The following is a 25831-nucleotide window of genomic DNA, read 5'->3' as shown; positions in this document are numbered from 1 at the left end:
CGGGGTATTCACGATTCTTTTACGAGCGCCTCACAGGGATTTGACTGCGTGACCCGCAAGCTGCGGCCCTCACTGACGAAACTCACACGGTTGCCGTAAAGCATGTTCCTGACGCGTTTTTCTTCCGCATTCTGTTTGTCGCTGCTGGCCCTGATCTGCTGGATTCCAGCTCAGGCTGCGCAAATACCGCCTTCCCGTCCCGTCGAGTGGGCGCAACCGGTAGAGGTGCAATACAACCTGTTCCAGATGTCGCCCACGCTGTACCGCAGTGCACTTCCCGATGACGGTGCGGTACCGCTGCTGAACAACCTGAAGGTGGCCACGGTCATCAACTTCCTGCCGGAAGCGGATTCCAGCTGGCTGAAAGCGCCCGGTATCCATCAGGTGCAATTGCCCTATCGCACCAATCACGTGGACGACAGTGATGTGCTCAAGACCCTGCGTGCAATCCAGGCCGCCGAAGCCGACGGCCCGGTGTTGATGCACTGCAAGCACGGCTCCGATCGCACCGGCCTGATGGCGGCGATGTACCGGATCGTGGTGCAGGGCTGGAGCAAGGAAGACGCACTGAACGAAATGACCCAGGGCGGTTTTGGTGAGAGTGGGCACTTCCGGGACAGTGTGCGTTACGTGATGCAGGCTGATGTGGACAAGTTGCGCACCGCGCTGGCCAATGGCGATTGCAGTACCAGCGCGTTCGCCATGTGTTCGATGAAAAGCTGGTTTCAGACGGTCAATCTGAAGTGATCTGCCCGGCCTCCCCATCAACGAGGCCGGTAATCGGGCGGCCGACGAATGCTTCCACCGCGTCCAGCAGCGCACGCCCCGCCCCGGGTGCAAAGAACGTGGTGCGAAACTCGCGGCCGGTTTGCGCGTTGAACACCCAGTCGCGATTAAAGCGTTCGAACGGTTGTCGGCAATGATGGCGTTGACGGCCGGCAGCAGGTGCTCGGCGCGAATCGCTGGCCAGGGTGGCAGCGTCCAGTGTTGCAGGAGGGGATTGGTGTCGGGCATGGCAACTGCCTTCGAGGCGTGGCGCAAAGGGCCAGCCTACGAAGCAAGTGCGGGGGACAGGTGTTAAGCCAATACCACCTTCCACCGACGAATCGGGGAAGGTGTCGTGGTGGCTCAGTGCTGCTCGTCGGGCTTTTTCTTCAGCTTCGGATTCGGAAAGAACTGCACCGCCTGAACCGTCTTGTCCGGTGCCGGCTTGAGCGCGCTGGTGTTGACCCGCGTGCCCAGCTCTTTCGGCACCGACAGCCCTTGGGCATTGAGCGTGTCGCTGTAGCCGCACTCCACGCATTCGCGGTGCGGGACATCGTCCTCGCTCCACATCATCAGTTTGTCCGGCTCGCTGCACGCCGGGCAGACTGCCCCGGCGATAAAGCGTTTCTTGGTCTTCACGGGTGCCTCACTCATGCTGCCGCGTCCTCACTCAGGCCGCTGTGGCGCAAGAGTGCGTCAATCGACGGCTCACGGCCACGGAAGTCGACGAACAGCACCATCGGCTCCTGCGAGCCGCCGCGGGCCAGGATTGCCTCGCGGAAGGCGCGACCCGTGTCGGCATTCAGCACGCCGTCTTCTTCGAACTTCGAGAAGGCATCCGCCGACAGTACTTCCGCCCACTTGTAGCTGTAGTAACCCGCCGCGTAACCGCCGGCGAAGATGTGCGCGAAGCTGTTCGGGAAGCGGTTATAGGCCGGTGGACGCATCACCGAGACTTCGTTGCGCACGCCTTCGAGCACTTGCGCAACGCTGCGGCCGTCGCCGTGGGTAGCGTGCAGTTCGAAGTCGAACAGCGAGAACTCCAGCTGACGCACCATCATCAGGCCGGACTGGAAGTTCTTGGCTGCGAGCATTTTCTCCAGCAGATCCTGCGGCAGCGGCTCGCCGGTTTCGTAGTGGCCGGAGATCAGCGCCAGGCCTTCCGGTTCCCAGCACCAGTTTTCCATGAACTGGCTTGGCAACTCGACCGCGTCCCACGCCACGCCGTTGATGCCGGACACGCCGGCATGCTCGACGCGGGTCAGCAGGTGATGCAGGCCATGGCCGAATTCGTGGAACAGGGTGGTCACTTCATCGTGGGTCAGCAGCGCAGGTTTGCCGCTGTCGGCCGGGGTGAAGTTGCACACCAGGTTGGCCACCGGGCTTTGCAGCACGCCATCGACGGTGCGGCGACGGTCGCGGGCGCCGTCCATCCAGGCACCGCCACGCTTGTTGGCGCGGGCGTAGAGGTCAAAGAAGAAGCGGCCGACGTGCTGACCGTTTTCCTTGATTTCGAACAGGCGCACGTCCGGATGCCAGGTGTCGAAGCCTTTCAGTTCGGCGATTTCGATGCCGTACAGACGCTGGACGATAGCGAACAGCCCGCCCAGCACTTTGTCGATCGGGAAGTAGGCGCGCAGGGTTTCCTGGGCGACGCTGTAGCGTTGTTCACGGAGTTTTTCACCGTAGAAACCGCTGTCCCAGCTTTGCAGATCGGCGCAGCCCTGCTCGGCGGCGTATGCCTTGAGCTGCTGCAGATCCTGGGCGGCGAACGGTTTGCTGCGTTTGGCCAGGTCACGCAGGAAGCTCAGTACCTGATCGCTGGATTCAGCCATTTTGGTGGCCAGGCTCAGTTCGGAGAAGCTGGAGAAACCGAGCAGTTTGGCCAGTTCCTGACGCAGGTCGAGGATTTCGTCCATGACCGGGCCGTTGTCGTTCTGGCCGGCATTCGGGCCTTGATCCGACGCTCGGGTGCAGTAGGCGGCGTAGACTTCTTCACGCAGCGCGCGGTCCTGGGCGTAGGTCATCACCGCGTAGTAGCTCGGGAACTCCAGGGTGATCAGCCAGCCATCGAGGCCTTTGGCCTGTGCGGCGGCGGCCATTTGCGCCTTGGCCGAATCGGTCAGGCCGGCGAGGGCGGCTTCGTCGGTCAGGTGCTTGGTCCAGGCCTGAGTGGCGTCGAGCAACTGGTTGGAAAAGCGGCTGCCCAGCTCGGACAGCTTGCTCTGCACTTCGGCGTAACGCTTTTGTTCGGCTTCCGGCAGATCAATACCCGAAAGGCGGAAATCGCGCAGGGCGTGTTCCAGAATGGTTTTTTGCGCCACGTCGAAACCGGCGGCTTCGGGGCTGTTGGCCAGGGCTTCATAGGCCTGGAACAGTTCGCGGTTCTGGCCCATCTCGGTGGAGTAGGCGCTCAATGCCGGCAGGCACGACTCGTAGGCTTCACGCAGTTCGGCGCTGTTGCACACGGCATTGAGGTGGCTGACCGGGCTCCAGGCGGCGCCCAGGCGATCATTGAGTTCGTCCATCGCCAGCACCAGCCCGGCCCAGGTCGGGTTCTGGCCCTGGGTCTTGAGGATTTCGGCAATGGCGGCGCGGTTGTCGGCCAGGATGGTTTCGATGGCCGGCTGCACGTGTTCGGCACGGATCGCGGAGAACGGCGGCAGGTCGTAGGACTGCAGAAGAGGGTTGTTCACGCTCACGGTTGGCACCTTGGCTGGAAGAAACATGCGCCCATCTTAATTACAATCGACACCCACCGCAGCTATCGGCGACAGAGAGAGAACTAATCGTGTCCCTTCGCAAGTACCAGAATCACACCCCACGCCTGAGCCAAGGCGCTTTTGTCGACGGCTCGGCGGTGGTGATCGGCGACGTCGAAATCGGCGAAGACAGTTCCGTGTGGCCGCTGACCGTGATCCGCGGCGACATGCACCGCATCCGCATCGGTGCCCGCACCAGCGTGCAGGACGGCTGCGTGTTGCACATCACCCACGCCGGCCCGTTCAACCCGGACGGCTTCCCGCTGCTGATCGGCGATGACGTGACCATCGCTCACAAGGTCATGCTGCACGGCTGCACCGTCGGCAGCCGCGTGCTGATCGGCATGGGCAGCATCGTCATGGACGGCGCAGTGGTCGAGGACGACGTGATCATCGGCGCCGGCAGCCTGGTGCCGCCGGGCAAGCGCCTGGAAAGTGGCTTTCTGTACGTGGGCAGTCCGGTGAAACAGGTTCGCCCGCTGACCGACAAGGAAAACGCCTTTTTCACCTACAGCGCGGCGAACTACGTGAAGCTCAAGGACCTGCATCTGGCTGAAGGCTACGACCAACTCTGACTTTTCTCTCTACCGCCCGGGATTCTTCATGCATTACCAGACCGTACTGTTCGACCTCGACGGCACCCTCACCGACCCTCGTGAGGGCATCACCCGTTCCATCCAGTTCGCCTTGAGCAAACTCGGCATCGATGAGCCGGACCTGACCAAACTGGAACACTTCATCGGCCCGCCGCTGTTGCAGGCGTTCATGCAGTTTTATGGCTTCGACGAAGCCAAGGCCTGGGAAGCGGTGAATTTCTATCGCGAGCGCTTCAAGGTCACCGGCCTGTACGAGAATCGAGTGTTCGACGGTGTCACGCCGTTGCTGGAAACCCTGAGTGGCCAAGGCCGGCAGCTGTATATCGCGACGTCGAAGCCATGGGTGTTCGCTCGGGAAATCGCCCGGCACTTTGATTTCGCCAGACACTTCAAGGTGATCTACGGCAGCGAACTGGATGGCACTCGCACCAACAAGGTCGAGTTGATTGCCCACTTGATGGCCGAGGAAGGGCTGGATCCGGCCAGCACGCTGATGATCGGTGACCGCAAGCATGATCTGATCGGTGCTCGCAGCAACGGTCTGGACGCGGCGGCAGTGGGTTACGGTTTCGGCAGCCATGAAGAGCTGAGCGCTGAAGCGCCGGCGTATCACTTCGAGACTCTGGCGGAGTTGCATCAGGCGTTTGTGCAGCGCTGATCGTCAATCCGAGCGAGGGGCAGCCAGCTCGCGCAGGGCTGCCTTGCGCTTGTCCGCCGGCAATTTACCCAGCTGATCGACCCGCGCATAAAACTGCGGCCAATCTCCCTTCACCTGCCTGAACAACGCCGCAAACGCCGGCACCCACTGGTCATACAGCCCGAACGGCAGCAGCCGCGCGTTGTTCAACGGCGCATTGACCCAGGCGTCATAGCGTTTGTCTCCGGCCCACTGGCCATCGCGCATCGTTCGGTAGTCGTGTCGAAACCGTTCGAACTCCGCCGCCTTGCGCTCGCGCATCTGCGCCGTCGCCAGCGGTTGTGCATAGAGTTTTTCAAGACGTGAGCGGGTATCGAGGATCAACTGAATGAATTGATCCCGTTGCTTCAGTTTTGAATCGTTTTCCGGGGGCAAGCCACGAAACGCTCGCCACTGCCGCGTACCTTCCTGCTCGACAAAGGTCGCGAAGGACTCGTTGAACTCGGTGTCGTCCTTCACATAGAAACGCTGGTGAGCCAGTTCATGGAAGATCAGCGTTGCCAGACGCTCGTCGCCCCAGCCCATCATCGAGTTGAGGATCGGGTCATTGAACCAGCCCAGGGTCGAATAGGCCTCGACGCCGCCGATCGAAACGTCCATGCCTTGCAGGCGCTGAATCGCGGCTTCGCCCCGCGCCGCACTCTGACTGTAATAGCCGCGATAGGCCACGCAACCGGCAATCGGGAAGCAATGGTTCTGCGGGCTCAGGGAAAACTCCGGGGTGGCGAACACATTCCACACGACAAACGGCCGACCGATGTCGGCGTAGAGGCGATAGCTTTGGTTGTCCGGCAGGTGCAAATGTTCGCTGGCGAAGGCCCGGGCTTTTTGGGACTGGGCCAGGTGAGTGCGCAGTCTGGCGTCGCGGGTCGGATCGGCGATCACCTTGGCTACCGGCTCCCGCGCCTGCAATAGCTGCAACTGACCGCTGGCCAGCTGGCTGTAGTAGCTCAGGCTCGAGCAACCGTTGAGCAACAAAATCATCACACCCGGAAACAAAACCCGCAAAACGCGATCAAGTAACCCATGGCTTGGAAGCGGCCTGATCAAAATAAGAAATCCCCCGGAAAGTCTGTCCAAGACTATCCCGCCCATTGGAGCTCCGCTATGCGCATGTTGATACTGACAGGAAGCGTGCTGACGCTGGCCGGTTGTGCCGGATTCGGAATGCCGACCCCTGACCCCTCGCAGGCCTGGATCGATCTGGATGCCCAGCAACAGGACACAGCGCTGCAGGCGCTGGAAGTCGACGACAAGGCGGCCGTCGATCATCGTTACTTCCAAGTGCAGCCCGGCAGCCATGAACTGACGGTGCGTTATCAATTCCCGGTCGAAGCGACCAACATTGGCCCGGATGCCGAACCCTTGTGGCGCGATTGTCAGTTGAACGTGAAATTCAAGGATTTCAATGCTGGCCAGCGTTATCAGTTGCAGGCGGGAAGCATCGGTTTCCGCCCGTGGGCCAAGCTCTACGATCAACAACGCAACGTGGTGGGCCAGGGCACGCCGGCGGGCTGCCAGCGAACCTGATCGGCGTTATGCTGGATGTCCGAACTCACGGACATTCATCATGCGCACGTTGATGCTGTTGCTGGCCGCAGGCTTGCTCGCCGGTTGCCAGACACCCTTGCCCCCCGTTGATCCGAACATGGCCTGGGTCGAGTTCTCGACGCCGACCCCTGGCGGGAAACTGCTGATGGCCGAGCGTCTCGACAACCAGCGGCTGACTGATGGGCGTTTCTTTCAGGTCACGCCCGGCAGCCACGAGCTGCGGGTGCGCTTCGACTTTGAAGTGTTCGGCGGAGGCGGCAGCCTGATGACCGGCCCTGTGGAGCGCCTGTGCTATCTGACCATCCGTTACGATCACTTCGAAGCGGGGCAGCGTTACAGACTGGAAGGCCGCTCTCTGGCGTTTACCCCGAGTGCTCGCCTGTACAACGACAAGCGGGAAATCGTCGCCGAGGATCGCGAAGTCAACTGCATCATTTGATGCGCGTCAGCGGTCGTTCTTCTGATAAATGATGGCTTTGGTGCCGTTGTCGCAGGTGCCGACGATCATGGCGACGTCGTGTTTTTCAGCCTCCTCTTTGGACACTATCTCCAGGGTGTAGGAGGGCACGGCGTTCGCCTGAATCTTGATTTCGATCTCTTGCTTGAGTTCTTCGCAGTCTTTGGGCGCTGCGAAGGCCGACGTTGCCAGCACGCCACAGATAACCGCCAAGGCAAAACGTTTCATGGTTGAAGCTCCATCGAAGCAGCGCGCACGAAGATGCGCGAAAGCTGCTGTCATTTATTCGACCACATTTTTGCCTGGCGGGTTCTGATCCGGCTCAAGGCAGTCAGCTGACCAGCGATGCGTCGAGACTGATCTTCGCATTCAGCACCTTCGACACCGGGCAACCTTCCTTGGCCTTGTTGCTCAGCTCTTCGAACTGCGCCTGGGTCGCTCCCGGAATTTTTGCCTTGAGGATCAGTTTCACTGCGGTGATTGCAAAGCCGCCGTCCATCTGGTCCAGCGTGACCTCGGCCTGGGTGTCGATGCTGTCGGCCTTGAGCCCGGCGTCGCCGAGGATCATCGAAAACGCCATGGAGAAACAGCCCGCATGGGCGGCGCCGATCAGTTCTTCCGGATTGGTGCCCTTGCCGCCTTCGAAGCGGGCCTTGAAGCCGTAGGGGGCTTCACGCAAGACGCCGGTTTCGGTGGAAATCGAGCCGATGCCGGTTTTCAGGTCACCTTCCCAATGTGCGGATGCTTTCTTCACGATAGCCATGTGTGCCTCCTTCAAATCGGGCGCGAAACGCCGCGCCGTCGTGGTTTTTGCCTGCAAGGCTTCTGAGGATAGACGGCGGAACAAAGTTCAGCCCATGTGAATCGTTGACTTTTTTAGTAGGAAATTTCAGATCGGCTATTGAAACTCGGGTATATGCCCTCATTGCACAGAACACGCTTATGAATTGGGCAGGTTTACGTTCGCCAAGAACATACCTGCGCCCTCAATCGGAGATGCAGGTTTATGAAGCAACTGTCCGACGTAAAGTTTTCCACCCTCGATCTGGTGCCGGTGCGCGAGAACGGCAGCCCGGCGCAGTCACTGCGCAACTCGTTGGATCTGGCGCAGCATGTCGAGAAATTCGGCTACACCCGGTTCTGGGTCGCCGAGCACCACAACATGGATGGCATCGCCAGTTCCGCCACCTCGGTGTTGCTGGGCTACCTGGCCGGCGGCACGTCGACCATCCGGGTCGGCTCCGGCGGCGTGATGCTGCCCAACCATGCACCGCTGGTGATCGCCGAGCAGTTCGGCACCCTCGAAAGCCTGTATCCGGGACGCATCGACCTCGGTCTGGGCCGTGCGCCGGGTTCCGATCAGATGACCGCCCGCGCCTTGCGTCGTGAGCGTTCCGGCAGTGCTGATGATTTCCCCGAAGACGTGGCTGAGCTGGCGCGCTTTCTCGGTCCGCGCACTCCGGATCAGCGGGTGATCGCGATGCCGGGCACCGGCACCAACGTGCCGATCTGGCTGCTTGGTTCCAGTCTGTTCAGTGCGCAACTGGCCGGCGAGCGCGGTTTGCCCTACGCCTTCGCCTCGCATTTCGCACCGCGTTTCATGCACGAGGCGATTCGCGTCTACCGCAATCACTTCAAGCCATCGGCAGTGCTCGACAAACCGTACGTAATGCTCGGTGTGCCGCTGGTGGCGGCCGACACCGATGAACAGGCCGACTACCTGGCGACGTCGGTGTATCAGCGAATCCTCGCGCTGATGCGTGGGCAAAGTCTGGTGCAGCGCCCGCCGGTGAAAACCATGGACGGTCTGTGGTTGCCCCACGAGCGTGAGGCCGTGGGTGATTTCCTCGGTCTGGCGATGGTCGGCAGCCCGCAGAAAATCCGCGCGAAACTCGAAGTGTTGATCGAACAGACCCAGGCGGATGAGCTGATCTTCACCTGCGACCTGTATGAACACGCCGACCGCCTGCATTCCTACGAACTGCTGGCGCAGGTGATGAAGGGCTGATCGCCGAAATCGTGCACAAAAAAGCCGACGCATGGCGTCGGCTTTTGTTTTTCCGGCTGATCAGCCGCGGGTGTAGACGATCTCTTTGGTGCCACCTTCGCAGGTACCGACGACGTTGCCGCCACTGGCCGCACCCTTGTCGACAACTTCCAGCGAATACCCGGAAACGCCCTTGGCATCCAGCTTGGCCGCAATCTCGGCCTTCAGTTCTTCACAGGGCTTGCCGGCAGCAAACGCACCACCCGCAAGGCTCAACAAACCTACTGCCAATATCAACTTCTTCATCGGTCGCACTCCCTGGTCGGATTAATTAAGGCGGGCATCGAGCCGTTCGCTCGATGCACTCACCTCGTAGCGCATTGCCATTCCTATGGCACTCGGCCAGCGCGCAAGTTCAGAAGCGTAGACCAAACTCAGCTGCTGGCAATCCGGAACCCGACTTTCAGGGTCACTTGAAAGTGGGCAGCCTTGCCGTCCTTGATGTGCCCGCGGGTTTCGGTCACTTCGAACCATTCCAGATGTTTGATGCTCTTGTTGGCTTCGGCCAGCGCATTGTTGATGGCGTCTTCGATACTGCTGGTGGACGAACCGACCAGCTCGACTTTCTTGTAGGTGTGATGGTCACTCATGGTGTTCTCCTTGAAGTGTGCAATTGAGCCTAGCAGCGATTTGCCGTGTTGATTTCGGCGATCCGGGCGAGAGGAAGTTCATATTTTCTGCACTTTCCAGAAACGCTGAAGTCCCAACCAACACACGCCACTCATCACCATTGCAGGAGAGCCACCATGGCCAACACCTCGTTACGCAAAGCCTCGTTGCAAAGCATGGAAGCGGAGATCGAGAGTCTGCTCAAGTCGTTGGAAAGCCTGAAGGACGACGCTTCGGACGAGTCGCGCAAGACCCTCAAGGCGCTCAAGAGCAACGCTGAAAGCGCGCTGAAACATTCGCGCAACCTGCTCAGCGATGCCTATGAAGAAGTCAAAGTCAAAACCCGCGAGACCGGGATCGCCACCCGCGATTACGCGCAGGAACATCCTTGGACGACCGCCGGTGTGGCGGTGGGCGCGCTGGGTCTGCTGGCCGCTTACTTGCTGTTCAAGCGCGGCGAATGATCCGCTTGGCGCAGCTCGTTCCTGAGCCACTGCGCCAGTTGCCGGGCGCGCCCGTCTGCGGCGCGCTTGGGTATCCACAACGCCAGTTGCGCCGGGGTTTCACTGAAACCCCACGGCGCGACCAGGCGCCCAGCCCTCAAGTCTTCGGTCACCAGCGGTTCCGGCGCGATCGCCACGCCCAGTCCGGCGACAGCGGCTTCCAGCAAGTAATACAAATGCTCGAAACCTTGCCCCAGCTTTAACGCCTTGGCGTCGAGGCCGCTTTGCTGCGCCCAGCTCGGCCAGGCTTGCGGGCGTGAAGTCGTGTGCAACAAGGGCTCCTCGAGCAGGGCGCCGGGCGGTGCCGATTGCAGGCGCTGGTAGCCGCTGAACAGCGGGCTCATGACCGGGCCGATGCGCTCGCTGGCCAGCTCGTACACTTGCATGTCCGCCGGCCATGGCGGTTCGGCGAACAGCAGCAGCGCATCGAGCCCCGGGCGCCTTGGATCGAGATCGCCTTCCCCGGCCGACAGATGCAGGCGCAGATCCGGCAGGTCGGCATTCAGCCTTCCCAATCGCGGAATGAACCAGCGCGCCAGCAAACTACCGGAGCAACCGAGCACGAACGGCGCATCGGCGGTGCTTTGGGTCAGTTCGGCGCAAACGCTGCGCAAGCGGTCGAACGCTTCGCCGCTGGCATCGCGCAGGCGGATGCCGGCATCTGTGAGTTTCAGGCCGCGACCGTCCTTGACGAAAAGACTGACACCTAGATGCTCTTCCAGCACCTTGAGCTGGCGACTGACCGCACCGTGGGTGACGTGCAGTTGCTCCGCAGCCTGGCTGACGCTGTTCAGGCGGGCGGTGGCTTCGAAGGCGCGCAGGGCGTTCAGCGGGGGAAGGTCATGGCTCATGATATCTGTGAGTTTTCCTGACAGGTTGTGGCGATCTTATCGGTTTTCAGCCTGGAAGGTCAGGGGTAGAGTGAACGCCATTGTCTTCTCGTGAAATCCGCTGGAGCGAACCATGACCCAGACTTCGAACACCTCCGATTTGCGTAACGGCCCTGACGCCAACGGCCTGTTTGGCTCGTTCGGCGGCCGTTACGTCGCCGAAACCCTGATGCCGTTGATCCTCGACCTGGCCCGCGAATACGAAGCGGCCAAGGGAGATCCGGCGTTCAAAGAGGAATTGGCCTACTTCCAGCGCGACTACGTCGGACGTCCGAGCCCGCTGTATTTCGCCGAGCGCCTGACCGAATTCTGCGGCGGCGCCAAGATCTACCTCAAGCGCGAAGAGCTGAACCACACCGGCGCGCACAAGATCAACAACTGCATTGGCCAGATCCTGCTGGCCCGGCGCATGGGCAAGAAGCGCATCATCGCCGAGACCGGCGCCGGCATGCACGGCGTGGCCACCGCTACGGTGGCGGCTCGTTTCGGTCTGGACTGCGTGATTTACATGGGCACCACCGACATCGAGCGTCAGCAGGCCAACGTGTTCCGCATGAAGCTGCTGGGCGCCGAAGTGATCCCGGTGGTCGCCGGCACCGGCACCTTGAAAGATGCGATGAACGAAGCGCTGCGTGACTGGGTGACCAACGTCGACAGCACCTTCTACCTGATCGGTACCGTGGCTGGCCCGCACCCTTATCCTGCAATGGTTCGCGACTTCCAGGCCGTGATCGGCAAGGAAACCCGCGATCAACTGCAAGCTCAGGAAGGTCGTCTGCCGGACAGCCTGGTGGCGTGCATCGGCGGCGGTTCAAACGCCATGGGCCTGTTCCATCCGTTTCTCGATGACAAAAGCGTGGAAATCATCGGTGTCGAAGCCGCCGGTTATGGCATCGAGAGCGGCAAGCACGCGGCCAGCCTCAACGGCGGTGTACCGGGTGTGTTGCACGGCAACCGCACCTTCCTGCTGCAGGACGACGATGGCCAGATCATCGACGCCCACTCGATTTCCGCCGGCCTCGACTATCCGGGCATCGGCCCTGAGCACGCCTGGTTGCATGACATCGGCCGCGTTCAGTACACCTCGGTGACCGACGACGAAGCTCTGGCCGCCTTCCACCAGTGCTGCCGTCTGGAAGGGATCATCCCGGCACTGGAAAGCGCCCATGCCCTGGCCGAAGTATTCAAACGCGCACCGAAACTGCCGAAGGATCACCTGATGGTGGTCAACCTGTCCGGTCGCGGCGACAAAGACATGCAGACCGTCATGCACCACATGGAACACTCTCAACAAGAGCAATCGAAGCAGGAGAAACACTGATGAGCCGCCTGCAAACCCGCTTTGCCGAACTCAAAGAACAGAACCGCGCCGCCCTCGTGACCTTTGTCACCGCTGGCGACCCGGACTACGACACTTCGCTGGCGATCCTCAAAGGCCTGCCGAAAGCCGGTGCCGACGTGATCGAACTGGGCATGCCGTTCACCGATCCGATGGCCGACGGCCCGGCGATTCAGCTGGCGAACATCCGTGCCCTCGGTGCCAAGCAGAACCTGGTCAAAACCCTGCAAATGGTCCGCGAGTTCCGCAAGGACAACAGTGAAACGCCGTTGGTGCTGATGGGGTACTTCAACCCGATCCACAAGTTCGGCGTAGAACGCTTCATCGCCGAAGCCAAAGAGGCCGGCGTCGATGGCCTGATCGTGGTCGACATGCCACCGGAGCACAACGCGGAGCTGTGCGACCCGGCCCAGGCTGCGGGCATCGACTTCATTCGCCTGACCACCCCGACGACCGATGATGTGCGTCTGCCGAAAGTGTTGAACGGCAGCTCTGGCTTTGTTTACTACGTGTCGGTTGCCGGTGTGACCGGTGCCGGTGCGGCGACTCTGGAACACGTCGAGGAAGCGGTGGCGCGTCTGCGTCGTCATACCGATCTGCCGATCAGCATCGGTTTTGGTATCCGCACGCCGGAGCAGGCCGCGTCCATCGCGCGTCTGGCCGATGGCGTGGTGGTGGGCTCGGCGCTGATCGATCACATCGCCAACGCGACCACGCCGGATCAGGCCATCGATGGCGTGCTGAGCCTGTGCTCGGCGCTGTCCGAAGGCGTGCGTAAGGCTCGCGTCAGCTGAAGGTTAGGTTCCTGATAAAGAGGAATCAGGGAGAGCGCCTGGATAACCGGGCCCTGAGTCGCCTGCCTTTTAATCCGGGTCTTGAATGGCGTCGCGTCGGCGGTGACATCGTGCTGATCGCGGTGGGCACCGGGATCGTTTACGAAGTGCTGGATGGCGTTCTGTACTGATCCGTCAGGCAATAAAAAAGACCGCAGCCTTTAAAGGCTGCGGTCTTTTGTTTTCAGGGCAGTTCCAGCCCGCCGGAAGCTTTGTGCAGTTTGCGCAGATGCTCGCCGATCTGCTTCACGTTAGCCTCGTTGGCCGCCATCTCGGCAGCTCGTTTGGGCTCCAGCAGTGCGCGTACTTCCTTATCGAGATCGCCGGTCAGGGCCAGCAGCTGTTTCTGGCGCTGGCTGCTTTCCGCTTCCAGGCGGCTGAACTCGCTCGGTTGCGGCAGGCCATAACCTCGGGAATCCAGCAGTTCTGCGGGGCGGCTGAGGAAGCCGCTGTTGGCGAGGATCTGTTGCAAGGTCGCATTGGCCTTGTCCATGCCACCGTTTTCCAGCTCCCGGGCGCCGAGGTAGCGTTGCTTGACCTCATCCTGAGCCAGCAGCAGTTGGCGGCGGAAACTGGCCTGTTCCAATAGCAATAGCGCAGCGCTGGTTCGCAGGTCGGCCCGTTCGAACCAGGGGCGACGCTCTTCCGCGGACAGCGACAGCCATTCTTCAACGGTTGTCTGCTTGATCGGCAACTGTTTCTTCAAGACATCGAACATCGCCTGATAACGATCACGGAACGAGTCGAAACGATAACCCAGGCGCAGCGCTTCTTTCGGATCATCGAGCACGCTGGTGTCCGCCAGGCCACGTCCCTTCAGCACTTCCAGCAAGCCGTTGGGCATGATGCTGTCGAGGCCGGTGAGCCGGGCATTGTTGCTGCCGCTGCGCAGCAGTTTCAGGCCTTCGACGGCACAGTTGTTGGAGAGGAAAAAGTAATTGCCGTCGTAGCTCCAGTGCATTTCGGCGGCGTGTTCGACCACGCCCTCGATTTCGCTGCGCGAGAGATTCAGCGGCACCGAGGCCAGGCTGCGCAGTTCGGTCTTGGTGTATTCGTCGATCACCTGCGCCAGCGGCAGCACGAACAGGCGCGACGGGTACTTGCCGACCAGACCGTCCCAGCTCGACAGCTGCACGTCACCGACGAAGGCGCGGTAGGACAACACCAGATGCTGATCCAGATCGAGTCGGCAGTCCGGCCCACGTGGCCGGCCCGGTGCGCAGATCACCAGACGCAGCATGCTGTGACCCCAACGGCTGACCCAATTCTGGTTGGCTTCGGCCAGCAGGTAGTCCACCGCATACACGCGCTCCGGATCGACCTGGCCCAGGGGCTGTTTGGCAAAGTCGTTGCCGGCGTTGAGGAAGGCGAAGGTTTTGGCGCAGACATCCTTGGTCGGCGGTGCCCAGCCGAAGTGTTGCTGGTAATAGCGATACAGCGCCGGGCGACGGCAGGCGTAGCTCGGGTCGAGGAGGAAATACTCCATGTTGATCGCGACAAACTCCTTCGGGCTGGAGATTTCGTAGAGGTCGGGGCTGCGAGCGATCTGCCGGTTGTGCTGTTCCCGCTCACCCCGGCGCCCGACGTATTGTTGCCAGCCGGCGAGGTCGAGCAGGCGTGGATCATCGCTGAGGGTGAAGCGACGACCGTTCTGGCCTCGGCATTCGTCGGGAATGCCGATCAGCCCGGCGCTGCTGTTACGTCGGGTGCAGCGCTGGATCAGCGTGCGCTCGGCCGCCGGCCACAGGCGCGCGCGATCGTAAATATGGGTGATTTCGTGCAGCACTGTCGCCAGCAGTTCCCGGCGAACGGTGCCGTGGGGGCGATTGGTTTTTTCTGTCGCTGCACTGCCGTCAGTGAGGCTGGCCAGCAGTTTGCGGTTCAGGTCCAGCTCGGCGACGAGGGTTGCCTGACCATAGGCGTTGCCGGGCATGTCGTCGGTCCAGCCGACATCGATACGCCGGTCCAGGCGTTCGATGAAGCTCGGCGGCAACGCCTGCATGGCTTCATCGAGCAGCGCCTGGCTGGCCTGTTGTTGAGCGGGGCTCAGACCGTCGGTCTTGAGCCGCAATTGCAAGCCGGCGTGGGCGCTGTTGCCAAGCAGCAACAACGCCCCGGCCAGCAGCCAGGCGCCGAGCGACTTCACAGTGCGAGGATGGCTTCGGCGAGTACCTGATCACTGGCGTCGCGGGCTTCCGGCACGCGCGTGCGCAAAGTATTGAAGGCCGCTTCCAGGTTTGCACCACGGATATCACCGTCGCTGGCCACGAAACTGGCAGCGTCGTCGTGGGCTTCGCGGATGATTTTCGAATCGCGAATCGACGTGGTGGTGTCGGAGGTGAAATCGATGGTGCGCTGGGACGCGCGGACGATGATGTTACTGGTGGCTACCAGGGTGTGCGCCTGGGCCATATCGGCCAACAACAGCAGGCCAAGGGCGGCAGCAATCAGCGGGCTACGCATGGAACGACTCCGAAAGGACAGGGATGACTATTGGACGAGAATTGCCTCTGCCAGTTCAAGGTCGCTGACATGAAGTTTTGGCCGGCTCTTTCGCAGGTAATGCAGGGCGGACTCAAGCTGTGCACCGCGCATCCGGCCGTCACTGGCAACGAATGCCGCGGCATCGTCGTGCGCGGCGATGATCAGTTTACGGTCGAACGGCGCGGACGACACCATGCCGGTGGCCCAGACGCTGACTACGGTGTTTTGTGTGGACACATCGAAGGCGTCTGCCAAAGGAATCCAGCTGGCGGTAATCAGTACAGAGGGTATAAGCAGATTTGTAAGAAAACGCATGGGACTCGGCAACTGTTGGCGAGCCCCAAGGCTAGCGCAATGCCCGGACCAGAGCCAGCGCCGAAACATCGGGACACGAGCGGCGTGTCCCGCGATGCCCCTGTCGCTTAGAGCGTCAGAATGGCCTGGGCCAGCTGTGCGTCGGTCGCGTTCAGTTGCGGAGCCTGATGACGGATGTGATCCAGTGCGCTCTCCAGTTTCACACCACGGATTTCGCCTTCACTGGCAACGAAGCTGGCAGCGTCGTCACGGGCAGCGAGCACGATCTTGTCGTCACGGAAGGACGAGGTGACGTCGGAGGTGGCATCGGAAGAAGACTTGAGCGCGCCAACCACGGCGTCGGTGGTCACGATGAAGCTGGTGGCGCTGGCGTTGGCAGCTACGGCCAGCAGGGCGGCGGCGCTGAACAGACGAAGACGGGACATGGGAGAACTCCTGTGGATTAACCGTATTGAGAGGTGGCTCGGTGTCTGCAAGTCAGACGCCAGTCGCACAGCATTCGCCACGTTCTGCATGGAGCTTAGGCTTCCGTTGCGAATTCGCACAGTGGTCAGGATGCAGGCCTGAACATATTTTGCGTAACTGTACTTGTCGTTTATCTATTTATTAGAGACTGTACCTGTTTGGTGTTTCAGGCTGGGTATTCAGGTTTCTCTGCCCTGAAACAACAAGACCCGTCGCGGTTTCCCGCGACGGGTCTTGTGTGTTCAATTCGGGTTGCTGGCGGTGGGTCTAGCGACCAGAGCCAGCGACGCTGCTTAGCGCCAGAACGGCTTGCTCAGCTCTTCGTAGCGTTGTGCTTCGCTGATACCGGCATCGGCCAGCAGACGCGAGTCCAGACGAGCCAATTGGTGGCGGCTGGAGATGCGGCGCTGCCACAACATCAGGTTGGCGATAACGCGCAGAGGCAGGGAAGCCTGGGTTTTTACAGCTTTGTCTTCGAAGAACAGTTCGGAACTGAGTGTACGTTCCATGGTTGACATCCTTCCGCTTGTGGCGGGATTAGGTAGTGGTTTAACTGGTGCCCATGATCCTCTCGTTTGGCCAGACTCTCTAGATACAGTTCACCTGTATTGTGAGTGACCAGTTAACTGTTTATAGAGGGTGTACGGGTCAAAATTGCGCAAACTGTACCTGTCCGCGCTTATTTGGTGCATTTTTGCCCGGTTCAATGGGTGAGGTGGGTAAAAGCTGTAGGAAAAGACCAGTACAGCAGTACAGTTTTTGACGGTTGCATTGGTTTTCAGAATCCCGCTGGCGAAACTGTGTTGGCACCAGCGGGAAATCTGTGCGGATTACACCGCCAGCATGCGACCGGTTTCTTCCAGATTGATGTGCCAGCTCAGGGCGTCACGCAGAATGTGCGGGGTGTGGCCGCCAATGGCACAGGCCTTTTCGAAGTAATCGTTCAGCGCAGGGCGGTAATCAGGGTGCACACAGTTATCGATGATGACTCGGGCGCGTTCCCGTGGCGCCAGCCCGCGCAGGTCGGCCAAGCCCACCTCGGTCACCAGGATATCGACGTCATGCTCGGTATGGTCGACGTGGCTGACCATCGGCACCACGCTGGAAATCGCGCCACCCTTGGCAACCGATTTGGTCACGAACACTGCCAGGTGGGCGTTGCGCGCGAAATCGCCAGAGCCGCCAATGCCGTTCATCATCCGCGTACCGCAGACATGGGTCGAGTTGACGTTGCCATAGATGTCGAACTCAAGGGCCGTGTTGATGCCGATGATGCCCAGGCGCCGCACCACTTCCGGATGGTTGGAGATTTCCTGCGGACGCAGTACCAGCTTGTCCTTGTACTTTTCCAGGTTGCCGAACACGTCGCTGTTGCGCCGCTCCGACAGGGTGATCGAGCTGCCGGAGGCGAAGCTCAGCTTGCCGGCGTCGATCAGGTCGAAGGTCGAATCCTGCAGCACTTCGGAGTACATGGTCAGGTCTTCGAACGGCGAATCGATCAGCCCGCACATCACCGCGTTGGCGATGTTGCCGATTCCGGCTTGCAACGGGCCGAGCTTGTTGGTCATGCGCCCGGCATCGACTTCCTGCTTGAGGAACGTGATCAGGTGATCGGCGATGGCTTGGGTGTCGACATCCGGCGACGACACGGTGGACGGCGAATCTGACTGTTGAGTGATGACGATGGCGACGATCTTCTCCGGCGGGATCGGGATCGCGGTGCTACCGATACGGTCGTCAACCTTTACCAGCGGGATCGGCGTGCGGGTCGGGCGGTAGGTCGGGATATAGATGTCGTGCAGACCTTCGAGGTTGGCGTTGTGCGCCAGGTTGATCTCGACGATCACGTGTTTGGCGAAGATCGCGAAGCTCGCCGAGTTGCCCACCGAGGTGGTTGGCACGATGTGGCCCTGTTCGGTGATGGCCACGGCTTCGATAACGGCAATGTCCGGCAGCTTCAGCTGCTGGTTGCGCAGTTGTTCGACGGTTTCCGACAGGTGCTGGTCGATGAACATCACTTCGCCGGCGTTGATTGCCTTGCGCAAGGTGCTGTCGACCTGAAACGGCATGCGTCGGGACAGCACGCCAGCCTCAGTCAGTTGCTTGTCGAGGTCGTTGCCCAGGCTGGCACCGGTCATCAGGCTGATCTTCAGCGGCGTGACCTTGGCTCGCTCGGCCAAGGCGTGGGGAACGGCTTTGGCTTCGCCGGCGCGGGTGAAGCCGCTCATGCCGACGGTCATGCCGTCCTCAATCAGCGCAGCGGCGTCGGCGGCGCTCATCACTTTATCCAACAACGAAGGCAGGCGAATACGGTCACGGTACATGGATTATTTTCTCGGGCAGCGAGTAGCAGGATGCGCAGTCTAGTGAATTTCGCGAGCGCCTGTCCCGCTACCAAGGTCGCAAACGAGGCGTCTATTTAGCGGGTTTCAAGTAAAACACCGTTACTGGATCTGCAACAACGCGGCAAATTGTCCGACGTTTTGCACAAACAAAAACGCCCCGACAAGTCGGGGCGTTCGGTGTTGCCGGCGAGGGTTACTCGACCGCTTTGACCATGTCTTCGATGACTTTTTTCGCGTCGCCGAAGACCATCATGGTCTTGTCCAGGTAGAACAGTTCGTTGTCCAGACCGGCATAGCCGCTGGCCATCGAGCGCTTGTTGACGATGATGGTCTTGGCCTTGAACGCTTCGAGGATCGGCATGCCGGCAATCGGCGATTTCGGATCGTTCTTGGCGGCCGGGTTCACCACGTCGTTGGCGCCGAGCACCAGCACCACGTCGGCCTGACCGAACTCGGAGTTGATGTCTTCCATCTCGAACACCTGGTCGTACGGCACTTCGGCCTCGGCCAGCAATACGTTCATGTGGCCAGGCATCCGACCGGCCACCGGGTGGATCGCGTACTTCACGGTGACGCCATGGTGGGTCAGCTTCTCGGTCAGCTCTTTCAATGCGTGCTGTGCACGGGCCACCGCCAGGCCGTAACCCGGCACGATGATCACGGTGTCGGCGTTGGTCAGCAGGAAAGTCGCGTCGTCAGCCGAACCGGATTTCACCGGACGGGCTTCCTTCTCACCGGCAGGACCGGCGTCTGCTGTATTGCCGAAACCGCCGAGCAGTACATTAAAGAAGGAACGGTTCATCGCCTTGCACATGATGTACGAGAGGATCGCACCGCTCGAACCCACCAGGGAGCCGGCAATGATCAGCATCGAGTTGTTCAGCGAGAAGCCGATACCCGCCGCCGCCCAGCCGGAATAGCTGTTAAGCATCGACACCACCACCGGCATGTCGGCGCCGCCGATCGGGATGATGATCAGCACGCCCATGACGAACGCCAGGGCCAGCATCAGTGCGAACGCAGCGAGGTTGCCGGTCAGCATGAAGGTGACGCCGAGGATCAGCGTCGCCAGACCCAGTACCGCGTTCAGCTTGTGCTGACCGCTGAACTGTACCGGTGCACCCTGGAACAGACGGAACTTGTACTTGCCCGACAGCTTGCCGAACGCGATCACCGAACCGGAGAAGGTGATGGCACCGATGGCTGCGCCGAGGAACAGCTCCAGACGGTTACCCGCCGGGATCGAGTCGCCCAGTTGCTTGACGATGCCCAGCGACTGCGGCTCGACCACTGCCGCAATGGCGATGAACACCGCTGCCAGACCGATCATGCTGTGCATGAACGCGACCAGTTCCGGCATCTTGGTCATTTCAACGCGCTTGGCCATGATCGAACCGGCGGTGCCGCCGATCAGCAGGCCGACGATCACGTAACCGATGCCCGCCGTCGCAAGCTCAGCGCCCAGCTTATAGATGAGGCCGACAGTGGTGATGATTGCCAACGCCATGCCGAGCATGCCGAACAAGTTGCCGCGGCGCGACGTGGTCGGGTGCGACAGGCCTTTGAGGGCCTGGATGAAGCAGATCGACGCGATCAGGTAGAGCGTCGTGACGAGGTTCATGCTCATTACTTAGGCGCCTCTTCTTTTGCTTTCGGGGCTTTCTTCTTGAACATCTCAAGCATGCGGCGGGTGACCAGGAAGCCACCGAACACGTTGACCGCGGCCAGCGCCACGGCGAGGGTGCCCATGGTCTTGCCCAGCGGGGTGACGGTCAGTGCAGCCGCGAGCATGGCGCCGACGATCACGATCGCCGAAATGGCGTTGGTCACCGCCATCAGCGGCGTGTGCAGCGCGGGTGTAACGTTCCAGACCACGTGGTAACCGACATAAATCGCCAGCACGAAGATGATCAGGTTGTAGATACCGGGGGAGATAAGCTCTTCCATCGTCTGAATCCCTGCTTAGGCGTTTTTGCGGATGACTTGGCCGTCGCGGCACATCAGGCACGCGGCGACGATGTCGTCTTCGAGGTTCACTTCGAACTGGCCTTCTTTGGTGAATACCAGCTTCAGGAAGTCCAGCAGGTTGCGTGCGTACAGCGCCGAGGCGTCTGCGGCGACTTCACCGGCGAGGTTGGTCGGGCCGACGATGGTCACGCCGTTCTCGATCACGACCTGATCGGCCACAGTCAGCGGGCAGTTGCCACCCTGGGCTGCAGCGAGGTCGATGACCACCGAGCCGGGTTTCATCTGCGCCACAGTGTCCGCGCTCAACAGCGTCGGTGCCTTGCGACCCGGGATCAGTGCGGTGGTGATGACAATGTCAGCCTGCTTGGCGCGCTCGTGCACGGCCTGGGCCTGACGCTGCATCCAGCTCGCCGGCATCGGGCGTGCGTAACCGCCGACGCCGACCGCGCATTCGCGTTCTTCATCGGTCTCGTAAGGCACGTCGACGAACTTGGCGCCGAGGGACTCGATCTGTTCCTTCACCGCCGGACGTACGTCGGACGCTTCGATGACGGCACCCAGACGTTTCGCCGTGGCAATCGCCTGCAACCCGGCTACACCGGCCCCCAGAATCAGCACGCGCGCCGCCTTCACGGTGCCCGCAGCGGTCATCAGCATCGGCATGAAGCGCGGATAATAGTGAGCGGCCAGCAGCACGGCCTTATAGCCGGCAATGTTCGCCTGGGACGACAGCACGTCGAGGCTCTGGGCCCGAGAGGTCCGTGGCGCCGCTTCCAGGGCGAACGCGGTGATCCCGCACTCGGCCATCTTCGCGATGGTGTCGTTGTTGAACGGGTTGAGCATGCCCACCAGCACCGTTCCGCGCTTGATCAGCGTCAGTTCGGCATCGCTTGGCGCGACCACTTTGAGAATCAGCTCGGCGCCAAATGCGTCATTGGCACTGCCAATGGTCGCGCCTGCCGCTTCATAGGCACTGTCGACAACGCTGGCTTTAACGCCGGCGCCGGTTTGCACAGTGACCTTATGACCTTGGCTGATCAGCTTTTTAATGGTTTCCGGGGTTGCAGCAACCCGTGTTTCACCGGTCTGGGTTTCGAGAGGAACACCAATGTGCACGTCAAATCTCCTGCGTGATCTTATTGAGTAAACCCATGCACTACGGATGGTGCGACTGGGGCGGCCGATCAGCACGATCCCGCCAAATCAGGGCGGGGCGCGGCATTTTGCAGGCGAAGTTTATGCCCTTCAAGGGATTATGACGGGTGACGGAAAATTAACTACAAGTCATCCCGTGACCGAATGTCGCAGATGGCCAGTTGAATCCCTTGCAGGCCGTGCCTTTCAAGGAGTCTGGATGAATTTGAAGAAATTTCTCATCGGTGGCGTGAATAGGCCGCAATGAGTCGCGAATGAGGGCGCAAAGCCGCGCCGGCAGGCGCTTGTGGGACGTCTGTACGACTTTCGGATACAGTCTGTCTATTTGCGACAAATAGTTATATCTGTAGGGCTTTAATTTTCCTGACTACGGGGTTAGCAATCGCTGGAGCCCTTTAGTCTTCTAGGTTGTAGCTGTGTGCCTGGTTCACCAGCCAGTCGCGAAAAGCCTTGAGTGACGCCGATTCCACCTTACGCTCCGGAATCATCAGGTAGTACGCCTTGATGCTGGAGAGCGCGTTCGGGTTGGCAATAACCAAGCGTTTCTCGGCCAGTTCGCGCTGAATCAGGAAGGGTGGGATCAGCGCGATGCCCATGTCGTGCATGGCCGCCTGAGCCAGCATGGAGAATAGCTCGTAGCGCGGACCTGTCATGTCGCGGGGGATGTTCAGATGTTGTGAATTGAACCACTGTCGCCAGGCGTAGGGCCGGGTGGTTTGCTGTAGCAGAGGTAGGTCGGCGATGTCGTCGGGTGTCAGATGCGTCTTTTTGCCCAGCAGGGCGGGACTGCACACCGGCATAGGATTCTCGCCCATCAACCTGTGGGATTCGGTACCGGACCAGTCGGCATCACCGAAGTAGATGGCGGCATCGAAGTCAGTGTCGGCAAACAGGAACGGGCGGGTGCGGTTGGTCAGGTTGACCGTCACTTCCGGGTGCTTGAGCTGGAAGTCCTTCAGTCTTGGCAGCAGCCATTGCGTGCCGAAGGTGGGCACCACGGCGAGTTCGATCACGTTGGCACCTTGCTGACCCATCACCGACAGGGTGTCGCGCTCAACGGCGTCGAGTTGGGTGGCGACGCGCCGGCTGTAGGAAAGCCCTGCTTCTGTCAGCTTCACTCCGCGACGCGAACGTCGGAAGAGTTCGACGCTGAGGAAGTCTTCCAGGCTGGCGATCTGTCGGCAAATGGCGCCCTGAGTGAGGGAAAGTTCTTCGGCTGCCTTGGTAAAGCTCTCGTGCCGGGCGGCGGCCTCGAAGCTGATCAGGGCGGTGGTGCTGGGTATCTTGCGGCGCATGTACGTCAACCTCACTAATACATCGCTCAATTGGCATTTCGCGACGTTTCGGAGTGAGAAATTAGCACAACAGGATGCGAAATCCTCGTTTGCCGGGACAGCGAAGCGGGCCTAGGATCAATGCCACGTTAATTCACCCGATTTGCGAGGACTCATTCATGGGCGGTAAAGCTAGCTTCAACTGGATCGATCCCCTGCTGCTGGATCAACAGCTAACTGAAGAAGAACGCATGATCCGCGACACTGCCGAGCAATTCGCCCAGCAAAGCCTCGCGCCACGCGTTCTCGAAGCCTTCCGCCATGAGAAGACCGATCCGGCGATCTTCCGTGAAATGGGTGAGGTTGGTCTGTTGGGCGCGACCATCCCCGAGCAGTACGGTGGCAGCGGTCTCAACTATGTCAGCTATGGCCTGATCGCCCGTGAAGTCGAGCGTGTCGACTCCGGCTATCGTTCGATGATGAGCGTGCAGTCTTCGCTGGTGATGGTGCCAATCAATGAATTCGGTACTAAAGCGCAGAAACAGAAGTACCTGCCGAAACTGGCTTCCGGTGAGTGGATCGGCTGCTTTGGTCTGACCGAGCCGAACCACGGTTCCGACCCGGGCGCGATGATTACGCGTGCACGCAAAGTCGACGGCGGCTACAGCCTGACCGGCGCCAAGATGTGGATCACCAACAGCCCGATCGCCGATGTGTTCGTGGTCTGGGCGAAGGACGATGCCGGCGACATCCGCGGCTTCGTTCTGGAGAAAGGATGGAAAGGCCTGAGTGCGCCAGCGATTCACGGCAAGGTTGGTCTGCGGGCGTCGATCACCGGCGAAATCGTCATGGATAACGTGTTCGTGCCGGAGGAGAACGTATTCCCGGACGTGCGTGGTCTGAAAGGTCCGTTCACCTGCCTCAACTCTGCGCGTTATGGCATCTCCTGGGGCGCGCTGGGCGCGGCCGAGTTCTGCTGGCACACCGCTCGCCAGTACACGCTGGATCGTCAACAGTTCGGTCGTCCGCTGGCCGCCACTCAGTTGATCCAGAAGAAGCTGGCTGACATGCAGACCGAGATCACTCTGGCGCTGCAAGGCTGCCTGCGTCTGGGTCGCATGAAGGACGAGGGCACCGCTGCGGTTGAAATCACTTCGATCATGAAGCGTAACTCTTGCGGCAAGTCTCTCGAGATCGCCCGCATGGCGCGTGACATGTTGGGCGGCAACGGGATCTCCGATGAATTCGGTGTGGCCCGTCACCTGGTCAACCTGGAAGTCGTGAATACCTATGAAGGTACCCATGACGTTCACGCGCTGATCCTCGGTCGTGCGCAGACCGGCCTGCAGGCGTTCTATTAACAGGAGAGCGACCATGGGCGCGCTGTCGCATCTGCGGGTACTGGATTTATCGCGAGTGCTGGCCGGCCCGTGGTCTGGTCAGATTCTGGCCGACCTTGGGGCGGAAGTGATCAAGGTCGAGCGCCCGGGCAATGGTGACGACACTCGCGCCTGGGGGCCGCCTTTCCTGAAAGACGCTTACGGCGAGAACACCAGCGAAGCGGCTTACTACCTGTCGGCCAATCGCAATAAGCAATCGGTGACGATCGACTTCACTCGCCCCGAGGGGCAGAAGCTGGTTCGGGAGCTGGCAGCCAAATCCGATATCCTGATCGAAAACTTCAAGGTGGGTGGTCTGGCGGCTTATGGCCTGGATTACGAGTCGCTGAAGGCGATCAATCCGGATCTGATCTATTGCTCGATCACAGGTTTCGGACAAACCGGGCCGTATGCCAAGCGTGCGGGTTATGACTTCATGATTCAGGGTCTCGGTGGGTTGATGAGTCTGACCGGGCGACCTGAAGGTGATGAGGGCGCTGGCCCGGTGAAAGTGGGCGTGGCGCTTACGGATATCCTGACGGGGTTGTATTCGACTGTGGCGATCCTGGCAGCGCTGGCTCATCGTGATCACGATGGCGGTGGGCAGCATATCGATATGGCGCTGCTGGATGTGCAGGTGGCATGCCTGGCCAATCAGGCGATGAACTACCTGACGACGGGCACTGCGCCAAAGCGGCTGGGGAATGCGCATCCGAACATCGTGCCTTATCAGGATTTTCCTACAGCAGACGGTGACTTCATTCTCACGGTGGGTAATGACGGACAGTTTCGCAAGTTTGCCGAAGTGGCGGGTCAGCCGCAGTGGGCTGACGATCCGCGATTCGCGACGAATAAGCTGCGGGTGGCGAACCGGGCTGTGCTGATTCCGCTGATCCGCCAGGCGACGGTTTTCAAGACCACCGCGGAGTGGGTGAGTCAGCTGGAGCAGGCTGGTGTGCCGTGTGGGCCGATCAATGATCTGTCGCAGGTGTTTGAGGATCCACAGGTGAAGTCTCGTGGTTTGGCGATCGAGCTGCCGCATGCGCTCGCGGGAATGGTGCCGCAGGTGGCCAGCCCGATTCGGTTATCGCGGACTCCTGTCGAGTATCGGCTTGCGCCTCCTTTGCTGGGTGAGCATACGCTGGAGGTTCTGCAGCGTGTGTTGGGCTTGGGGGCGGGGGCAGTGGCTGCGATGAAAGAGGATGGAGTGCTCTGATTGTTCTCTCTATATAGAAGGAGCGTTGATCCTTTCTTCTATATAGACAGAATCGGGTGTTTTTCAGTCTATCTGCAACTTATTGAAAGAAAAGCGAAATTAATGGTTGACGGCAGATTCTGAGTCTCTATAATTCGCCCCACTTCCGGCGCAGTCGAAACGGAAAACTCCTTGAGATTCA

Annotated in this window: 29 protein-coding genes and 1 pseudogene; 12 read left to right on the top strand and 18 right to left on the bottom strand. The window is 60.4% G+C overall.

Translation table 11 applies throughout. The features are described from left to right. Positions 1-102 precede the first annotated feature (102 nt). The gene (locus ACKJSM_RS19960; protein WP_410238615.1) at positions 103-747 is read left to right on the top strand and encodes a dual specificity protein phosphatase family protein; all 645 of its coding nucleotides are present in this window, start codon (positions 103-105) and stop codon (positions 745-747) included. A 381-nt stretch (positions 748-1128) separates the two neighbouring features. Here the strand turns inward: ACKJSM_RS19960 and ACKJSM_RS19955 are convergent, their stop codons facing one another. Then, positions 1129-1419 (bottom strand): YheV family putative zinc ribbon protein, encoded by a 291-nt coding sequence (locus ACKJSM_RS19955; protein ID WP_410238614.1) that lies wholly within the window; start codon positions 1417-1419, stop codon positions 1129-1131. Next, the gene (gene prlC, locus ACKJSM_RS19950; protein WP_410238613.1) at positions 1416-3494 is read right to left on the bottom strand and encodes an oligopeptidase A; all 2079 of its coding nucleotides are present in this window, start codon (positions 3492-3494) and stop codon (positions 1416-1418) included. The genes ACKJSM_RS19955 and prlC overlap by 4 nt, the downstream gene beginning before the upstream one ends. Before the next feature lie 62 nt (positions 3495-3556). Between prlC and ACKJSM_RS19945 the strand changes: the two genes are divergently transcribed. Beyond that, complete coding sequence (locus ACKJSM_RS19945) at positions 3557-4102, top strand: gamma carbonic anhydrase family protein (RefSeq protein WP_064379538.1); 546 nt, start codon at positions 3557-3559, stop codon at positions 4100-4102. Between the two features lie 28 nt (positions 4103-4130). Continuing rightward, positions 4131-4781: an HAD family hydrolase gene (locus ACKJSM_RS19940; protein WP_236180069.1), complete on the top strand. Its 651-nt coding sequence runs from the start codon at positions 4131-4133 to the stop codon at positions 4779-4781. A 3-nt stretch (positions 4782-4784) separates the two neighbouring features. On the opposite strand, the gene ACKJSM_RS19935 is transcribed toward ACKJSM_RS19940, so the two are convergent. Further along, on the bottom strand, positions 4785-5870 hold the full coding sequence (locus ACKJSM_RS19935; RefSeq protein ID WP_410238612.1) for an aminopeptidase: 1086 nt from the start codon (positions 5868-5870) through the stop codon (positions 4785-4787). A gap of 57 nt (positions 5871-5927) precedes the next feature. Here ACKJSM_RS19935 and ACKJSM_RS19930 point away from each other — a divergent pair, with 57 nt between their 5' ends. Both ACKJSM_RS19930 and ACKJSM_RS19925 read left to right on the top strand, forming a co-directional pair. Further along, positions 5928-6350 carry a hypothetical protein gene (locus tag ACKJSM_RS19930; protein WP_410238611.1) on the top strand — a complete coding sequence of 141 codons (423 nt, stop codon included), beginning with the start codon at positions 5928-5930 and terminating at the stop codon, positions 6348-6350. Between the two features lie 40 nt (positions 6351-6390). Next, positions 6391-6810 carry a hypothetical protein gene (locus ACKJSM_RS19925; protein WP_236180075.1) on the top strand — a complete coding sequence of 140 codons (420 nt, stop codon included), beginning with the start codon at positions 6391-6393 and terminating at the stop codon, positions 6808-6810. Between the two features lie 6 nt (positions 6811-6816). Here the strand turns inward: ACKJSM_RS19925 and ACKJSM_RS19920 are convergent, their stop codons facing one another. Further along, complete coding sequence (locus ACKJSM_RS19920) at positions 6817-7056, bottom strand: DUF1161 domain-containing protein (RefSeq protein ID WP_074689739.1); 240 nt, start codon at positions 7054-7056, stop codon at positions 6817-6819. 103 nt (positions 7057-7159) lie between these two features. Continuing rightward, on the bottom strand, positions 7160-7591 hold the full coding sequence (locus tag ACKJSM_RS19915) for an OsmC family protein (protein ID WP_410238610.1): 432 nt from the start codon (positions 7589-7591) through the stop codon (positions 7160-7162). Between the two features lie 243 nt (positions 7592-7834). Here ACKJSM_RS19915 and ACKJSM_RS19910 point away from each other — a divergent pair, with 243 nt between their 5' ends. After that, a complete protein-coding gene (locus ACKJSM_RS19910) occupies positions 7835-8836 on the top strand; it encodes an LLM class flavin-dependent oxidoreductase (RefSeq protein ID WP_039764807.1) in 1002 nt (333 codons plus the stop codon). 60 nt (positions 8837-8896) lie between these two features. Here ACKJSM_RS19910 and ACKJSM_RS19905 read toward each other — a convergent pair whose 3' ends face one another. Further along, on the bottom strand, positions 8897-9121 hold the full coding sequence (locus tag ACKJSM_RS19905) for a DUF1161 domain-containing protein (protein ID WP_410238609.1): 225 nt from the start codon (positions 9119-9121) through the stop codon (positions 8897-8899). Between the two features lie 128 nt (positions 9122-9249). After that, positions 9250-9465: a dodecin gene (locus tag ACKJSM_RS19900; protein WP_007953919.1), complete on the bottom strand. Its 216-nt coding sequence runs from the start codon at positions 9463-9465 to the stop codon at positions 9250-9252. 156 nt (positions 9466-9621) lie between these two features. Here ACKJSM_RS19900 and ACKJSM_RS19895 point away from each other — a divergent pair, with 156 nt between their 5' ends. Further along, the gene (locus ACKJSM_RS19895; RefSeq protein ID WP_236180079.1) at positions 9622-9948 is read left to right on the top strand and encodes a YqjD family protein; all 327 of its coding nucleotides are present in this window, start codon (positions 9622-9624) and stop codon (positions 9946-9948) included. Here the strand turns inward: ACKJSM_RS19895 and ACKJSM_RS19890 are convergent. Further along, entirely contained in the window at positions 9921-10838 is a 918-nt protein-coding gene (locus ACKJSM_RS19890; RefSeq protein ID WP_410238608.1) for a LysR family transcriptional regulator, read from the bottom strand. The genes ACKJSM_RS19895 and ACKJSM_RS19890 overlap by 28 nt on opposite strands. 112 nt (positions 10839-10950) lie before the next feature. Between ACKJSM_RS19890 and trpB the strand changes: the two genes are divergently transcribed. From trpB to ACKJSM_RS19875, 3 genes and pseudogenes are all read left to right on the top strand, one after another. Continuing rightward, positions 10951-12198: a tryptophan synthase subunit beta gene (gene trpB / locus ACKJSM_RS19885; protein ID WP_410238607.1), complete on the top strand. Its 1248-nt coding sequence runs from the start codon at positions 10951-10953 to the stop codon at positions 12196-12198. Beyond that, positions 12198-13010, top strand: a complete 813-nt coding sequence (gene trpA / locus ACKJSM_RS19880; protein ID WP_236180083.1) for a tryptophan synthase subunit alpha — start codon at positions 12198-12200, stop codon at positions 13008-13010. Before trpB ends, trpA begins: the two co-directional genes overlap by 1 nt. 29 nt (positions 13011-13039) lie before the next feature. Then, positions 13040-13180, top strand: a pseudogene (locus ACKJSM_RS19875) (RcnB family protein); the annotation flags it as partial. Between the two features lie 53 nt (positions 13181-13233). Here ACKJSM_RS19875 and ACKJSM_RS19870 read toward each other — a convergent pair. The 10 genes from ACKJSM_RS19870 to ACKJSM_RS19825 all read right to left on the bottom strand — a co-directional run bounded on the left by ACKJSM_RS19870 (position 13234) and on the right by ACKJSM_RS19825 (position 23076). After that, on the bottom strand, positions 13234-15195 hold the full coding sequence (locus tag ACKJSM_RS19870; protein WP_410238606.1) for a DUF4105 domain-containing protein: 1962 nt from the start codon (positions 15193-15195) through the stop codon (positions 13234-13236). Next, positions 15192-15512: a DUF2388 domain-containing protein gene (locus ACKJSM_RS19865; RefSeq protein ID WP_007953910.1), complete on the bottom strand. Its 321-nt coding sequence runs from the start codon at positions 15510-15512 to the stop codon at positions 15192-15194. The genes ACKJSM_RS19870 and ACKJSM_RS19865 overlap by 4 nt, the downstream gene beginning before the upstream one ends. Positions 15513-15539: 27 nt before the next feature. Next, positions 15540-15848 carry a DUF2388 domain-containing protein gene (locus ACKJSM_RS19860; protein WP_236180086.1) on the bottom strand — a complete coding sequence of 103 codons (309 nt, stop codon included), beginning with the start codon at positions 15846-15848 and terminating at the stop codon, positions 15540-15542. 107 nt (positions 15849-15955) lie between these two features. Continuing rightward, entirely contained in the window at positions 15956-16273 is a 318-nt protein-coding gene (locus ACKJSM_RS19855; RefSeq protein WP_236180088.1) for a DUF2388 domain-containing protein, read from the bottom strand. A 333-nt stretch (positions 16274-16606) separates the two neighbouring features. Then, on the bottom strand, positions 16607-16822 hold the full coding sequence (locus ACKJSM_RS19850) for a DUF1127 domain-containing protein (protein ID WP_011331828.1): 216 nt from the start codon (positions 16820-16822) through the stop codon (positions 16607-16609). Between the two features lie 321 nt (positions 16823-17143). Beyond that, positions 17144-18637 carry an acetyl-CoA hydrolase/transferase family protein gene (locus ACKJSM_RS19845; RefSeq protein ID WP_410238605.1) on the bottom strand — a complete coding sequence of 498 codons (1494 nt, stop codon included), beginning with the start codon at positions 18635-18637 and terminating at the stop codon, positions 17144-17146. Between the two features lie 214 nt (positions 18638-18851). Beyond that, entirely contained in the window at positions 18852-20285 is a 1434-nt protein-coding gene (locus ACKJSM_RS19840) for an NAD(P)(+) transhydrogenase (Re/Si-specific) subunit beta (RefSeq protein WP_085613551.1), read from the bottom strand. Then, positions 20285-20605 carry an NAD(P) transhydrogenase subunit alpha gene (locus ACKJSM_RS19835; protein ID WP_003220416.1) on the bottom strand — a complete coding sequence of 107 codons (321 nt, stop codon included), beginning with the start codon at positions 20603-20605 and terminating at the stop codon, positions 20285-20287. The genes ACKJSM_RS19840 and ACKJSM_RS19835 overlap by 1 nt, the downstream gene beginning before the upstream one ends. 15 nt (positions 20606-20620) lie before the next feature. Next, positions 20621-21742 carry a Re/Si-specific NAD(P)(+) transhydrogenase subunit alpha gene (locus ACKJSM_RS19830; protein WP_011331831.1) on the bottom strand — a complete coding sequence of 374 codons (1122 nt, stop codon included), beginning with the start codon at positions 21740-21742 and terminating at the stop codon, positions 20621-20623. A 434-nt stretch (positions 21743-22176) separates the two neighbouring features. Then, positions 22177-23076 carry a LysR family transcriptional regulator gene (locus tag ACKJSM_RS19825; protein WP_410238604.1) on the bottom strand — a complete coding sequence of 300 codons (900 nt, stop codon included), beginning with the start codon at positions 23074-23076 and terminating at the stop codon, positions 22177-22179. 158 nt (positions 23077-23234) lie between these two features. On the opposite strand from ACKJSM_RS19825, the gene ACKJSM_RS19820 reads away from it, so the two are divergent. Beyond that, positions 23235-24416, top strand: a complete 1182-nt coding sequence (locus tag ACKJSM_RS19820) for an acyl-CoA dehydrogenase (protein ID WP_410238603.1) — start codon at positions 23235-23237, stop codon at positions 24414-24416. A 13-nt stretch (positions 24417-24429) separates the two neighbouring features. Then, entirely contained in the window at positions 24430-25650 is a 1221-nt protein-coding gene (locus ACKJSM_RS19815) for a CaiB/BaiF CoA transferase family protein (RefSeq protein WP_410238602.1), read from the top strand. The last annotated feature ends 181 nt before the right edge of the window (positions 25651-25831 follow it).

The organism is Pseudomonas sp. PHC1, assembly GCF_046487845.1.
Taxonomy (GTDB): domain Bacteria; phylum Pseudomonadota; class Gammaproteobacteria; order Pseudomonadales; family Pseudomonadaceae; genus Aquipseudomonas; species Aquipseudomonas sputi.
The sequence above is the reverse complement of the archived record's forward strand: the minus strand, read 5'-3'. Positions and strand labels throughout refer to the sequence as shown.